We start from the raw sequence: 328 nt of genomic DNA on the forward strand, positions 1-328 counted from the left end.
CTGCAAGTACGTCCCTGTAAGCTCGGTCGCGCCATCCATGGCGCTCACGCCCCCGCCATCTGCCCCCTCCCCGCCTCCGACAATTTCCCGCTGCTGTTGGGCTGCTGTTGGTAGCTGTCGACCTTGGTCGACACGTAGATCCACGCCATGCGTGGATGCTTTTCGATGAATTGTCGAAATATTCGATTCCGATGGATTTGATCCACGCAAAGCGTGGATAGACCATCCGTCACCGGAGATCTGTCGAAGGCGGGGCGGTGTGGGTTGGCAGGACCGTTGGCGCCATGGATGGCGCCATCGAGCCCCCATGGATGGGTTTACGGCGTGT

The sequence above is a fragment of the Stenotrophomonas sp. HMWF023 genome, from assembly GCF_003060985.1.
In the GTDB taxonomy this organism is placed as follows: domain Bacteria; phylum Pseudomonadota; class Gammaproteobacteria; order Xanthomonadales; family Xanthomonadaceae; genus Stenotrophomonas; species Stenotrophomonas lactitubi.